The 12,892-nt window shown below is 59.7% G+C and carries 11 protein-coding genes and 1 pseudogene; 3 read left to right on the top strand and 9 right to left on the bottom strand.

What is annotated here, in order from left to right; translation table 11 throughout:
* Window positions 1-307, top strand: a 307-nt coding sequence (locus DBR30_RS21340) for a hypothetical protein (RefSeq protein WP_219927559.1), incomplete at its 5' end; no start/stop codon positions are given.
* Window positions 308-623: 316 nt separating this feature from the next.
* Here DBR30_RS21340 and thrC read toward each other — a convergent pair.
* From thrC to DBR30_RS10785, 4 genes are all read right to left on the bottom strand, one after another.
* On the bottom strand, window positions 624-1,898 hold the full coding sequence (thrC, locus tag DBR30_RS10765) for a threonine synthase (protein ID WP_108541933.1): 1,275 nt from the start codon (window positions 1,896-1,898) through the stop codon (window positions 624-626).
* Complete coding sequence (gene thrB / locus DBR30_RS10770) at window positions 1,895-2,890, bottom strand: homoserine kinase (protein WP_108541932.1); 996 nt, start codon at window positions 2,888-2,890, stop codon at window positions 1,895-1,897. Before thrB ends, thrC begins: the two co-directional genes overlap by 4 nt.
* A 2-nt stretch (window positions 2,891-2,892) precedes the next feature.
* Window positions 2,893-5,352: a bifunctional aspartate kinase/homoserine dehydrogenase I gene (gene thrA, locus DBR30_RS10775; RefSeq protein WP_108541931.1), complete on the bottom strand. Its 2,460-nt coding sequence runs from the start codon at window positions 5,350-5,352 to the stop codon at window positions 2,893-2,895.
* 263 nt (window positions 5,353-5,615) lie between these two features.
* A complete protein-coding gene (locus DBR30_RS10785; protein WP_108541930.1) occupies window positions 5,616-6,320 on the bottom strand; it encodes a tRNA/rRNA methyltransferase in 705 nt (234 codons plus the stop codon).
* Window positions 6,321-6,526: 206 nt separating this feature from the next.
* Here DBR30_RS10785 and aceK point away from each other — a divergent pair, with 206 nt between their 5' ends.
* Window positions 6,527-8,254 carry a bifunctional isocitrate dehydrogenase kinase/phosphatase gene (aceK, locus tag DBR30_RS10790; protein ID WP_058059117.1) on the top strand — a complete coding sequence of 576 codons (1,728 nt, stop codon included), beginning with the start codon at window positions 6,527-6,529 and terminating at the stop codon, window positions 8,252-8,254.
* Between the two features lie 79 nt (window positions 8,255-8,333).
* Here aceK and tesB read toward each other — a convergent pair whose 3' ends face one another.
* Window positions 8,334-9,200, bottom strand: coding sequence for an acyl-CoA thioesterase II (gene tesB, locus DBR30_RS10795; protein WP_005359146.1), 867 nt, complete (start codon window positions 9,198-9,200; stop codon window positions 8,334-8,336).
* Between the two features lie 190 nt (window positions 9,201-9,390).
* Here tesB and DBR30_RS10800 point away from each other — a divergent pair, with 190 nt between their 5' ends.
* Entirely contained in the window at window positions 9,391-10,119 is a 729-nt protein-coding gene (locus DBR30_RS10800; protein ID WP_108541929.1) for a transporter substrate-binding domain-containing protein, read from the top strand.
* A gap of 153 nt (window positions 10,120-10,272) precedes the next feature.
* On the opposite strand, the gene rluB is transcribed toward DBR30_RS10800, so the two are convergent.
* The 4 genes and pseudogenes from rluB to DBR30_RS22060 form a co-directional block, all read right to left on the bottom strand.
* Window positions 10,273-11,196 (bottom strand): 23S rRNA pseudouridine(2605) synthase RluB, encoded by a 924-nt coding sequence (gene rluB, locus DBR30_RS10805; protein WP_108541928.1) that lies wholly within the window; start codon window positions 11,194-11,196, stop codon window positions 10,273-10,275.
* A 134-nt stretch (window positions 11,197-11,330) separates the two neighbouring features.
* Entirely contained in the window at window positions 11,331-11,903 is a 573-nt protein-coding gene (gene scpB, locus DBR30_RS10810; RefSeq protein WP_042060246.1) for an SMC-Scp complex subunit ScpB, read from the bottom strand.
* Window positions 11,887-12,756, bottom strand: a complete 870-nt coding sequence (locus DBR30_RS10815; protein WP_181363546.1) for a segregation and condensation protein A — start codon at window positions 12,754-12,756, stop codon at window positions 11,887-11,889. Before DBR30_RS10815 ends, scpB begins: the two co-directional genes overlap by 17 nt.
* Window positions 12,749-12,892 (bottom strand): annotated as a pseudogene (locus tag DBR30_RS22060) (L-threonylcarbamoyladenylate synthase); the annotation flags it as partial. The gene DBR30_RS10815 and the pseudogene DBR30_RS22060, both read right to left, overlap by 8 nt.

Below are 12,892 nucleotides of genomic sequence, written 5' to 3' on the forward strand. Positions count from 1 at the left end.
TAATGATACGTTATCAAGCTTAGAGAGTATCTTTATCGACAATGACCCATTATTATCATCTCAATCAGTAATCCCTGTTTACTATCTAACTTATCAAAAACTACTTGAACAGAACCCCCCTCGAACATTCACACGGGAAAACCTAATAAAATTCAATAAAGACCGAGAAGCAAATAGAAGCCTAGCTTCTGATGATATTACCAAAGCAGATTTTGAACTTCTCGAGTTTGATAGAATGTCTCAGCAGGGAACAAATGACGCATCATCTATTCGCGACCGAGTAACAATTTTACTTAGTAAAATTTAGCTTGCTTTAATTTTGAATCAAGCGTTTTAAATTTGTAATGAAATACCATTTTAACTATCAGAATCACTCCCCCCAGTACAAGGGGGGCCACAATCCTACAAACTATCCCATCCAACAAACTCTGTATTGGAATTTATCCAGACATTAGCAGCCCAATATGCTTAGGATAAGACTATGGAGAAATTTGGGATACCCGCCTTTCTGAGCCAGTCATTACTTGGCTGACTCATAATTTAGTCACCTTTCCCAATGCAGAAATAAAAATCCCCCATTACCGGGGGATTTTTATTTCTATCGATTATCTCAACTCAGCGGCTTAACCCACCAAAAACGCCCTTAACCGGGCAAACTCCGCTGGCAAATTAACGGAAAGCAGCGGCAGCTCGGCGTGTTTGGCGAGCGGGCCGGGTAGCGGCACATCCAGATGCAGGATCTCGTCTACTGACTCCTTGAACTTGGCCGGATGTGCGGTGCAAAGGAACACCCCCACTTCATCCTCGGCCAGCTGTTCCCCCAGCAGATCCCAGGCAATGGCGCCGTGAGGTTCGCACAGGTAATCCAGCTGGTGCAGCCGTTTCAGCGCATCGCGGGTCTGGGCGTCGTCACGCATGCCTGACCCCAGGGTCTCCAGCGCCCAGCCTTTGCGGCGGCACAGCTCTTCCACTCGCGGCCAGTTGTTGGGGCGGCTGACATCCATGGCATTCGACAGGGTTGCCACTGTCTGGTGTGGCTGCCACTGACCGGTTTTCAGGTAGCGCGGCACGGTGTCGTTGGCGTTGGTGGCGGCAATAAAGCGCTTCACCGGCAGTCCCAGCGCCTTGGCGATGAGGCCCGCAGTGAGGTTGCCAAAGTTGCCGGACGGCACGCTGATCACCGCCTTGGCACGGTCGGCCTTGGGCAACTGGGCCACCGCTTCGAAGTAGTAGCAAACCTGCGCCAGCAGACGGCTGATATTGATGGAGTTGGCGGAGTTGAGGCCAATGGCCTTTTTCAGCGCCTCGTCGTCAAAGGCCTGTTTTACCAGCGCCTGACAGGCATCGAAGTCACCGTCGATGGCGATGGTGCGGATATTGCCGCCGAGGGTGCAGAAGAGCTTCTCCTGCAAAGGGCTGATCTTGCCCTTGGGATAGAGGATCACTACCTCGATCCCCTCCAGCCCGTAGAAAGCGTGGGCTACGGCGGCGCCGGTGTCGCCGGAGGTGGCGGTGAGGATAGTAATCTTGTCGTTGGTTCTAAAGGCCGCGAGACACTGGGCCATAAAGCGGCCACCGAAATCCTTGAACGCCAGAGTCGGGCCGTGGAACAGCTCGAGGGCATAAGTACCGTCTTTGAGTTTCACCAGCGGCGCCGGGAAGGTGAAGGCGGCGTTGATAAGCTCGCTCACCTTGGCAGCCGGCACTTCGTCCCCCAGCAGGTGGCTCAGGATGCGGGCAGAGCGTTCGGCCAGCGGCAGATCCAGCAGGGCATCCACATCGGCGAGCGGTTCGAGTTGTTCGGGGAAGAAGAGCCCCTGTTCGCGACCCAAGCCCTGACGCACCGCCTGCGCGAAGCTCACCTGTTCGCTGTTGTCCTTGATGTTGTAGAGATTCATAGCTCGCTTCCTGTTACCCGTGCCCCGGCCATGTCCAGTTTGCAGACCCGGGCAAATCCATCTTCGTTCTGCACGAAATGTGCTTCCATCCAATCTTTCATTCGCTCGGCCTGCGCCAGATCCTTCATCACCACAAACACTGTGGGGCCGGAGCCGGAGATGCCGGTAGCCAGCGCCCCGTTCTGGGCCGCCTGCGCCCGCACCTCGGCAAAGCCTTCAATCAGCGCCGCGCGGTAGGGCTCGGCAATCACGTCTTTCAACACGCTCGCCGCCAGCCCCTCCTGCCCGGTGTAGCTGGCGTGGACAAAGGCGGCCAGGCGACGACCATAGGTGAGGCAATCCTGACGGCGATATTGGGCCGGCAGGATGGCGCGGGCGGCGGCGGTCGAAACCACGGTACCCGGGTAGCAGACCACCCAGTACCACTTATCGAACACCGGAATACCCTGACTGATAACGCCGTGCTCTTCCAGCACCAGCTGCATGCCGCCCAGATAACAGGGGGCCACGTTGTCGTAGTGAACGGAGCCGGAGATCTTGCCTTCCATCTCCCCCATCAGCAGCAGCATGTCGTGCTCATCGAGGGGCTCGCCGTGAAAGGCGTTGAGCCCTTCAAGGGCCGCCACCACGCTACAGGCGCTGGAACCCAGCCCCGAGCCGACCGGCAGGTTCTTCTCCAGCACCATTTCGAGCGGCTTGAGTTTAAGGCCCCGCTTCTCCAGCGCCTCGCCATAGGCGACCCAGCAGTCATGGAGGATATTCTTTTTCGGATCGCCCGGCAGCTTGTGGGCGTAGCGGCCCACGGATGAGAGCGCAAAAGGCACGTCAGCCGCTTTTACCTGCACCCGATCGCCGAGCAGGGAACCATCAACGGGGGCGAGCGCCGCCCCCAGTACATCGAATCCCACGCTCAGGTTGGCGCTGGAGGCGGGCGCGTAGGCGACGACGCTGCCGCCTTCAGTCATATAAGAGGGGTACATGTCTGAACTCATGCTTACAACTCCTGCTTCCAGTTCTGGGTGCGCAGCACATCGGCAAAGACGCCAGCGGCAGTCACTTCGGTACCGGCGCCATAGCCGCGCAGCACCAGCGGGATCGGCTGGTAGTAGGTGGAGAAGAAGGCGAGCGCGTTCTCCCCGTCTTTGACCTTGAACAGCGGCTCGTCGCCACCGACCGCCTTGATGGCGACCTTGCACTTGCCACCCTCGATAGAGCCCACATAGCGCAGCACCTTGCCTTCACGCTGGGCCGCGGCGAACTGGTCGCGGAACCAGCCGTCCGCTTCGGGCAGACGGGCCATAAAGGCTTCTACATCGCCGCTCACATCAAAGCCGGGTGGCAGCGCCTGCTCTACCTCGACATCGGAGAGCTCCAGCGCCATGCCAGCCTCGCGAGCCAGAATGAGCAGCTTGCGCGCCACATCCATGCCGTTGAGATCGTCGCGGGGATCCGGCTCGGTAAAGCCGTTGCTGCGAGCGATTTGGGTCGCCTCGGAGAAGGCCATCCCCTCGTCCAGCTTGCCGAAGATAAAGGAGAGGGAGCCGGAGAGAATGCCGTCGAAGGCGCGCAGCTTGTCACCGGCCTTGATGAGGTTCTGCAGGTTCTCGATAACCGGCAGACCGGCGCCGACGTTGGTTTCATAGAGGAACTTGCGGCGAGTCTGGCGAGCGGTGCGGCGCAGCGCCTTGTAGTAATCGAGCGAGCCGGTGTTGGCCTTCTTGTTCGGGGTGACCACATGGAAACCGGCGGCGAGGAAGTCGGCATACTGGACGGCCACCGCCTCGGAGGAGGTGCAGTCGACGATCACCGGGTTGATGATGTGGCTATCTTCCACCAGCTTTTTCACCCCTTCCAGCGAGAAGCTGTCGCGGGCTTCCACCAGCTGTTCACGCCAGTTGGCGAGGTTCAGGCCATCCTTGTTGACCGCCATCTGGCGGCTGTTGGCAATGCCCACTACCCGCAGGCCAGTGCCCTGCTCGGCCAGTACCGGCTGCTGGCGGGCAATCTGATCCACCAGCGCGGCACCGACGCCACCCACCCCGACCACAAAGAGGTCGATAAACTGCTGGCTGCCAAAGAAGTTCTGGTGACATGCCTTGATGGCTTCCGCCACCTTGCGATCCCGCACCACCGCCGAGATGGAGCGCTCGCTGGAGCCCTGCGCGATGGCGACGATATTGATGGAGGCTTGCGCCAGCGAGGTGAAGAAGCGGGCCGCCATCCCCTTGCTGGTGCGCATGCCGTCACCGATGAGGGAGATGATCGCCAGATCGCTGATGATATCCAACGGCTCCAGCAGCTGGTTTTTGAATTCGAGCTCGAACTCGCGCTCCAGCACCTTGCGGGTCTTCTCGCTGTCGTAGCTGTGGATACAGAAGCTGACGCTGTACTCGGAAGAGGACTGGGTGATCAGCACGATACTGACCCCGGCGCGGGAGACGGCGGAGAAGATGCGACCGGCCATGCCGACCATCCCCTTCATGCCGGGACCGGAGACGTTGAACATGCACATGCCGGACAAGTCGGAGATGGCCTTCACTTTCAGGTCATCGTCGCCGCTCTCGGGGCCGATCAGGGTGCCCGGCCCCTGCGGGTTGAAGCTGTTCTTGATGAGGCAGGGAATATGGAACTGGGCCACCGGCGCGATGGTTTTCGGGTGCAGCACCTTGGCACCGAAGTAGGAGAGCTCCATCGCCTCCTTGTAGGAGAGGGTTTTCAGCAGATAGGCATCCGGCACCAGACGGGGGTCGCAGCTGTAGCAGCCCTCGACGTCAGTCCAGATCTCGCAGCACTCGGCATCGACGCAGGCGGCCAATACGGCTGCGGAGTAGTCGGAGCCGTTACGGCCCAGCAGCACGGTCTCGCCCTTGTCGCTGCCGCCGGTAAAGCCCGGCATCAAATAGAGGCAATCGCTACGCAGCCCCTTGGCGGCAAAGCGCAGACGGGAGGCTTCGATATCGACATGGGCTTCCAGATAACCGCCATCGGTCACCAACAGCTCTTCCGGTACGATCAGCTCCAGATCCAGACCGCGTACCCGCAGCAGCTCGTGCATAAAGGCGATGGAGAGGTTCTCGCCACGGCTCAGAATGCGCGCCTGCACGTTGTCCGGGCAGAGGCCCAGCAGACGGATGCCCTGCATCAGGCGCTCCACCTGATCCAGCTCGGCGGTGAGGCGGGCCTGCAGCGCCTTGTCATCGAGCGCCGGATAGGCCGCCTTCAACCCGGCCAGCAGGCGGGAAAAGATGCCATTGACTTCAAACAGGGTGGAACTGGCATCCATGCCGCGGCTGGTCTGTTCCACCAGCGCCACCAGATGATTGGTCACCTTGGCAGGTGCAGAGAGCACCAGGGCTACCTGAGATTGGCCGTGGGTGTTGACCGCGATATCGGCCACCCGTAAAAAACGTTCTGCATCGGCCAGTGAAGACCCGCCAAATTTCAACACTCTCATCGCTTTCTCTCCCTGTAAATCTATGAAATTCAATCTAAAAACCAGTCCAACAAAAAGGCCCGTACTGGGTGGGTACGGGCCTTTTTTGATTTCTGTGCTTGTTCGTCAGCGCATCAACCGGCCCCAGTGCCACCTGTGGTGGTACCGGTAATAATGGTGGTGGTGATGACGTTGGTGAATAACTGCATGACGAACACTCGTTGACGAAGCTGGCTTTTAGCAATACCGCGGCGGGCGCCGGGCTGTCAACTTAAACCTCTTTGCTACTCACGCCCAAATCGGCGCGCAAGGTCTTTGCAGAGCAGGTGGAGCATGTTCAAATCCCGCTGCGGCAGCATGGGCACACGGTCCATCACCCATTGATGCAGTTTTTCATCCTGCGAAACTCCGAGTTCACCAAGTAATTCTGCTGTTTTGCTTTTCAGCACCCGAACCTGCCCGGCGTTATCAAAATTTTCTGCTACCGCAGCGGCGCCGTCGGCGTTCAGCTCATCCATCAGCTGACTCATCTCGTAGGCGTAGAGCATGATCGCCTGCCCCAGATTGAGGGAGGGGTAGCTCACCTTGAGGGGCAGGTAGCTGATGAGGTCGACTTCGGCCAGCTGCTCGTTGGAGAGCCCCGACTCCTCGCAGCCAAAGACGATGGCCACCTTGTTGAGGGAAGGCTTGCTGCGGATCTGCTCGCGGATCTCCCCCGGCGTGAGGTAGTGCTGGTAGCGACCGCGTTCACGGGCGGTGGTGGCGATCACCAGATCCATGTCCGCCAGCGCCTCGGGCAAAGTCTCGAACGCTTCGGCCTGAGTCAGGATCTCCTGGGCACCGTGAGCCACCCAGCTCGCTTCTTCCTCTTCGTGTACCCGGCTCGCCACCAGTCGCATGGCATCGAATCCCATGGTTTTCATGGCGCGGGCAGCTGCCCCCACGTTCGCAGGTCGGGCAGGTGCCACCAGGACAAAATAGAGCTTCATCGGGTTTCCTCACAGGCCGGACGGCCTCTCAAACAGACAGCAAACAGTCGCTAAACCATCACCAAAACAGGGGCGCAATCTACCGTTTATCCCCGAAAATTGCCACTTGAACAGACGTTTGAATGTTGCGATAGTGGCCTAAGGTGTGAACAAATTACACCCAATCCTTCGCGCTATCGGCCCGACAGATCACAAGGAAGAGAGAGATGCAGCAGCCATTGGAACAGGCCGTCGCCGAGACTATCCTGCAACGCTTCGAGTCGTTTTACAGCCGGTTTCTCGAGATAACCCAGGGCAGCAAGAGCCGCTTCGAGAACAGTGACTGGCTGGGGGTGCAGCTCGCCGGACGGGAGCGTATTCGCCTCTATGACCACCATGTGGGGGCCACCGCCAGCTCCATCCGCCAGATGATGGGGGAGCACCACGCCACCCAGGAGCTGCTCAAGCGGGTCAAAAGCGCCTTCAGCGATCTGCTGCCCCGTTGTGACAACTTCGAGGTGGCGGAGTCTTTCTTCAACTCCGTCTATCGCCGGATCTTTCGCCATCGCAATATCCGTGACGAGAACCTCTATATCCACCCCTTTGTCAGCCGTGGCGAAAAACCCGATCTCAGCGCATTGCTGCGCATCTATCGCACCGATCTCGCCCACTTGCCGCAGACCTTGAGCCAACTTTTGGGGGATTACAGCTTCACCCTCCCCTACGAGGACAAGCAGCGGGATATTGTCGACATCCACCGCCATCTTGCCGAGAACGGCCCGCAAATACTCCATGACGAGCCCTTTGCCATCGAGCTCCTCAAAGAGGTGTTTTACCGCAACAAGGGGGCCTATCTGGTGGGACTGATCCGGGCCCGGGATCAGGTCTTCCCCTTTATCCTGCCCCTGCTCAGCACCGGCCACAGCATCTATGTGGACACGGTGATCTTCGAGCCGGATCTCGCCTCCATCGTGTTTGGCTTCGCCCGCGCCTACTTTATGGTCTATGCCCGCGAACCGGCGCTGTTTGTCGCCTTCCTGCGCCAGATCATGCCCCACAAGCCCGATTACGAGATCTACAATGCCATCGGCTGCCAGAAGCACGGCAAGACCGAGCTCTATCGCCACTACCGCCACCATCTGGCACAGAGTCGGGATCAGTTCATCATCGCCCCCGGCATAAAGGGGATGGTAATGAGCGTGTTCACCCTCCCCTCCTACGATGTGGTGTTCAAGGTGATAAAAGACGAGTTCACGCCCCCCAAGGATGTGAGTCACGAGCAGGTGAAGGCGAAATACCGGCTGGTTAAACAGCACGATCGGGTGGGTCGGATGGCCGATACCCAGGAGTTCACCAACTTCGAGTTTCCGCTGGATCGCATCTCGCCGGAGCTCCTTGCCGAGCTCAAGACGGTGGCACCTTCTGCGCTCACCATCAGCGACGACAAGCTGGTGATCAAGCACCTCTATACCGAGCGCAAGATGATCCCCCTAAACCTCTATCTGGACAAGGCGGACGAGCAGCAGACCCGCCTCGCGCTGGAGGAGTACGGCAACGCCATCAAGCAGCTGGCGGCGGCCAACATCTTCCCGGGGGACATGCTGTTCAAGAACTTCGGCGTCACCCGTCACGGCCGGGTGGTCTTCTACGACTACGACGAGATCTGCTACATGACGGAGTGCAACTTCCGCCAGATCCCGCCGCCGCGCTACCCCGAGGATGAGTGGAGCGCCGAGCCCTGGTACTCGGTGGCCCCCAACGACATCTTCCCGGAGGAGTTCGCCACCTTCCTGCTGCAAAAGCCGCAGGTGCGGGAGATCATGCTGCAACTGCACAAGGAGATGTTCGACGCCAACTACTGGAAGATGCTGCAGAGCAACATCAAGGTGGGGGTGTTCGAGGATGTCTATCCCTACCGGCGCAAGAAACGCTTCAAGTACCAGCGCGGCGGCTGATCCCGCAGAGTCCGCCCACATCGCAGCAACGAAAACGGGGTGGCCAAAGCCACCCCGTTTTGCTATCCGCTTTGAGGCCTTAACTGCCGCGACGACGGATCACCCCCTCCTGCATAGTGCTCGCCACCAGCATGCCATCACGGGTAAAAAACTGGCCGCGCACCAGACCGCGACCGCTGCTGGCGCTCGGGCTGTCTACCACGTAGAGCAGCCAGTCGTCGAAGCGGAAATCCCGATGGAACCACATGGAGTGATCGATGGTGGCCACCTGCATATCCGGCTCCCAATACGACACCCCGTGGGGCTGCAACGAGGTGAGCAGGAAGTTGAAGTCGGAGGCGTAGGCGAGCAGGTATTTGTGCACCCGCAGATCATCCGGCATCTGACCGTTGGCCTTGAACCAGACGTGACGTACCGGATCCTGCACCGTCGGCCGAATAGGGTCGACCAGGGTCACCGGGCGCATCTCGATGGGCTGCTCGCAGAGGATCTTGTCCCGCAGGGAGGCCGGGATCAGGTTCTCGTAGGGGCGCACCAGCTCCAGCTCGCTCTTGAGCTCCTCCGGCGGGGTGATGCCGGTGGGCATCTGAGCCTGATGCTCGAAGCCATCGGCCGGCACCTGAAACGAGGCGTTGAGATAGAAGATGGGCTTGCCGCCCTGAATCGCCTTGACCCGGCGGGTGGAGACGGTCTGGCCGTCGCGGATATTCTCCACGTCATAGACGATGGGACGGGTCACATCCCCCGGACGCAGGAAGTAGGAGTGAAAACTGTGAACCTGACGACCGGTCTCGACCGTCTGCTTGGCGGCTGACAAGGCCTGCCCCATTACCTGTCCGCCAAACACGGCCCGCAGACCGAGATCCTGGCTCTGGCCCCGAAACAGGCCCTCCTCGATTTTTTCCAGCGCCAGCAACGCCAGCAGCCCATCAAGTACCTTGCTCATTGCTCACTCCTCTATCAGAGCCGCACAGGCTAACAAGCTCACCGGAGCAGAGCAACCGCCACAACCCCTTCAGCCCACCAAAGGGAACCTCAAGGGCTATATACCGCGACCAGCAGCATTTATCGAGTCTGTTTTTTCCCTGCCGAAACCGCTACGCTGTCAGCAATCGATAGAGGTGAGGTCACCCGCCATGCACATCCGTTATCCGGTCACGCCCTCTGCCACTTATCGCCCCCGCTCGTCCCTTCGCCTTCTTGCCACTCTGTTTGCTCTTTCGCTGCTCCCGGCCGCCACGGTGCAGAGTGCGGTAATTATCACCGGCGAATTACCCCCCTACTCTTCGGCGACGCTGGCCGATGGCGGCGAGCTGGCGAGCAAGGTGCTCACCACCCTCAAAGCGGCGGGCCACCCGGATCTGCGGGTCTCCTACCAACCCTGGCCGAGGGGGCTTAAAAACATCGAGCTGGGCAACGCCATCGCCGCCTTCCCCTTTACCTGGACCAACGAGCGCAGCAACACCCTTCTGTTCAGTACCCCCATTGCCTTCGATATCCAGTCCTGGTACACCACCCCCGACAAGAAGGGACTGGAATCCCCGCCCTGGCAGCAGAAAACCGCCTGCGTGCCCAAGGGGTGGTTCTCCGATGCTATCGAGCGGGTGACCATCGAGCAGAATCTGATCGTCAGAACCACCAACCGCCTCAACCAGTGCGTTGAGCTGCTGAAAAAGGGCAAAGTCGATCTGGTGCCCATCAACGACACCTCGAAAAAAAACCTCTCGGAGGAGGACAACGCCGCTCTATACCGTCTCTCGCTGTTTCGCCAGAACGTCACCTTCTATCTGGTCACCGCCCGCAACGAAGAGGGAGAGATGTTTATCCGCGACTTCAACAAAGAGTGGATGACACCGGCCAACTGAGGAGTGTAAGAGCAATCATTGCCATATGACCGGAGCCAGCCGGCAGTTGGAGGTCACCCGCTAGAGATGAAAAAAGCCCGCACCTGTTGGTGCGGGCCTTTGCTTGGCCGACTGCGCACTTGAACGGCACGCAGTTCGCAACGGGTTGTCGGCTTACTTGCTGCCGGTGCCTGAGTTGCGGGTAGAGGCTTGCGGCTTGCGACGGGTGGTGGTGGCGCGAGCACGCGGCTCTTTGCCCTGCATCTCTTTGTGACGCTGAACGGCGCGCCGGATCTGGGCGGCCTGCTTGTGACGGCTGGTTTTGCCATCCTGCTGCAGATCGACCTTGGATTCGGTCTCCGGCGGCAGGTTGACCAGACCGCGCAGGTAGTTCACTTCCGGCAGTTTCAGCTCTTGCCAGCCGCCGCGCGGGATGCCGCGGTCCAGCTTGACATCGCCGTAGCGGATCCGCATCAGGCGGCTAACCTGCACTTCCTGGGATTCCCACAGGCGGCGCACTTCACGGTTGCGACCTTCGGTCAGGGTGACGTTGAACCACTGGTTCAGACCCTCACCGCCAGCAGGTTTGATCTTGTTGAACTTGGCGGTGCCATCTTCCAGCTGCACGCCCTTGCGCAGACGCTGCAGCATGGCTTCGGTGATTTCGCCAAAGACACGAACCGCATATTCCCGCTCCACTTCGTGGCTCGGGTGCATCAGTCGGTTGGCCAGCTCACCGTCGGTGGTGAACAGCAACAGACCTGAGGTGTTGACGTCGAGGCGGCCGACCGCGATCCAGCGGGCACCTTCCATCTTGGGCAGACGATCAAACACGGTGGGACGACCTTCCGGATCGTGACGGGTACACATCTCCCCTTCCGGCTTGTGGTAAGCCAGTACGCGGCAGATCACTTCCTCTGCGGCACGGGTCTTGACCTGGTGACCATCCACCCGGATCACGGCGTTCACTTCGACGCGATCCCCCAATGTGGCGACCTTGCCATCCACACTGACCCGACCTGCGGTGATCAGGGCCTCCATCTCACGACGGGAGCCGTGACCCGCGCGGGCCAACACTTTTTGCAGTTTTTCACTCATCGGGGTTACCTGATTGTTGATCGCTGCCCACAGGTAATAGGGGCAACGTGGTTAACTGTAACAAACGCCGGTTGGAGCACTCGCCACAGTTGAAAAATGTATATCTCGGTGACATTGGCACACTTGGGCGACATTCACCGGGCATCGCTCTCCCCGTCCACCGCAGAGGGCAACAGGGGTTGCAGCTCCGGATCCAGCTCGGGGAGCTGCTCCAGACTCTGCAGATTAAAGTAATCCAGAAACTCTCTGGTGGTGGCGAGCAGCTCGGGGCGACCCGCCACCTCTTTGTGGCCAATGCTGCGCACCCAGCCACGCTCTTTCAGGGTATTCACTATCTGGCTCGACACCGCCACCCCGCGGATCGCTTCGATCTCGGCCCGGGTGATGGGTTGGCGATAGGCGATCAGGGTCAGCGTCTCCATCACGGCGCGTGAATAGCGCGGCGCCCGCTCGCTCCAGAGCCGCGAGAGCTCTTCGGCATACTCCTGACGCGCCTGAAAGCGCCAGCCGGAAGCGACCTCTTTGAGCTCGACGCCCCGTTCGCTGTAATCTTGCCTGATCTCGGCCAACAGCAGCTGAACATAGCGACTGGTCACCGGATAATCGGCCAGCACACTGCTTTTCAGTTCGCTGACATTGAGCGGACGACCAGCCACAAACAGCGCAGCTTCGATCAGGGTCTTGAGTCGTTCAGTGGGCAGCGCCACGGTTGCCCTCCTCGCTCTGCTCGGCCAATGCGAAATGGATTGGGCCCAGCGGTTCTGCCTGCAGGATCCAGATCAGTTGCTCCTTGCACAGCTCCAGCAGGGCCAGAAACGTCACCAGTACCCCCATCCGCCCCTCTTCGGCGCGCAGCACCTGTTCAAGGCGTAGGGTCTGCCCCAGCGTGAGCATGGCAAGGATCTCCGCCATGCGCACCCGGGTCGGGATCTGTTCGCGGCGGATCTGGTGATGTTCAAAATGAGTCGCGCGTTTTACCACACTTTGCATGTAAAGGGCGAGCTCAACCAGCGAAACATCGGGCGCCAGTGGCTTGAGGGCGCCAAAATCGGGGGGCAAGGCAGCGGCGATATAAATCTCCCGCTCCACCCGTGGCAGTTCATTGACCCTCTCTGCGCCTACCTTGTAACGCTCGTACTCCTGCAGGCGGCGAATAAGGGTCACCCGCGGGTCTTCTCCCTCCTCTTCATCCTCCAGCTCCGACGCCTTGGGCAGCAGCAGGCGGGATTTTATCTCCGCCAGCCAGGCCGCCATCAGCAGATATTCGGCTGCCAGCTCAAGGTTGAGCCCCTGCATCAGCTCCACATACTCCATGTACTGGGCGGTGATCTGCAGGATCGGCAGGTTGAGGATATCGAGCTGCTGGCGCCGGATGAGATAGAGCAGCAGATCCAGCGGCCCCTCGAAGGTATCGAGGAACACCTCCAGCGCATCGGGCGGGATGAACAGGTCCTGGGGCAGCTCGTGATAGGGCTGCCCCAGGACTTTCGCGATGGGTAGCGCGGCGCCAGCCCCCGTCTCGGCGGAAGGAACTGTCACCGGTTCAGCGACATCACTCAAACGGGGTCGGGTCCCCGGCGCCGCGACGACGCAATACCGGCTCGTCGTCAGAGAAATCGACCACTGTGGTGGGCTGCTCGCCCAGATAACCGCCGTTGACCACCAGATCGATCTGCTTGCCCAGCTTGTCGAAGAT

Source organism: Aeromonas sp. HMWF017 (genome assembly GCF_003061465.1).
Taxonomy (GTDB): Bacteria; Pseudomonadota; Gammaproteobacteria; order Enterobacterales; family Aeromonadaceae; genus Aeromonas; species Aeromonas veronii.

What these genes read in the sequence shown, in the direction of transcription:
- DBR30_RS10785 (WP_108541930.1), bottom strand. Translation starts at nt 6,320, where the DNA reads ATGAAGCTCTATTTTGTCCTGGTGGCACCTGCCCGACCTGCGAACGTG.
- thrC (WP_108541933.1), bottom strand. Translation starts at nt 1,898, where the DNA reads ATGAATCTCTACAACATCAAGGACAACAGCGAACAGGTGAGCTTCGCG.
- rluB (WP_108541928.1), bottom strand. Translation starts at nt 11,196, where the DNA reads ATGAGTGAAAAACTGCAAAAAGTGTTGGCCCGCGCGGGTCACGGCTCC.
- aceK (WP_058059117.1), top strand. Translation starts at nt 6,527, where the DNA reads ATGCAGCAGCCATTGGAACAGGCCGTCGCCGAGACTATCCTGCAACGC.
- tesB (WP_005359146.1), bottom strand. Translation starts at nt 9,200, where the DNA reads ATGAGCAAGGTACTTGATGGGCTGCTGGCGTTGCTGGCGCTGGAAAAA.
- thrA (WP_108541931.1), bottom strand. Translation starts at nt 5,352, where the DNA reads ATGAGAGTGTTGAAATTTGGCGGGTCTTCACTGGCCGATGCAGAACGT.
- thrB (WP_108541932.1), bottom strand. Translation starts at nt 2,890, where the DNA reads ATGAGTTCAGACATGTACCCCTCTTATATGACTGAAGGCGGCAGCGTC.
- DBR30_RS10800 (WP_108541929.1), top strand. Translation starts at nt 9,391, where the DNA reads ATGCACATCCGTTATCCGGTCACGCCCTCTGCCACTTATCGCCCCCGC.